Annotated in this window: 1 protein-coding gene; it reads right to left on the bottom strand. The window is 69.7% G+C overall.

Going from position 1 to position 323, the window contains the following annotated elements; translation table 11 throughout:
• Window positions 1-323: ATP-binding cassette domain-containing protein (locus ACLBX8_RS31765; protein ID WP_447716420.1), on the bottom strand; the 323-nt coding region annotated here is incomplete at both ends.

Raw genomic sequence — 323 nt, 5'->3', positions numbered from 1 at the left:
CGTAGGGGTCCTGGAACACGAACTGGACCGTGCGGCGATAGGCGAAGAGGGCGTCGCCGCTCAGGCCGTGGACGTCCCGCGGGCCGCTACCGTCGTCGAACAGGATCCGCCCGGAATCCGGCCGGGGCGCCCGCATAATCATCTTCGTGACCGTGGTCTTGCCCGACCCGGACTCTCCGACGAGCCCCAGCGTCTGCCCCGCCGCCAAACTCAAGGAGACGTCGGACACGGCGTGGACGATCCGCGGCTTCTGCCACAGCCGACCGGCGCGCAGCGTGAAGCTCTTGCTCACCCCCTTCACCTGCAGGATCGGCCCGGCCAGG

It is taken from the genome of Methylobacterium sp. D48H (genome assembly GCF_053345715.1).
This window is presented reverse-complemented; position numbering and strand designations above follow the sequence as displayed.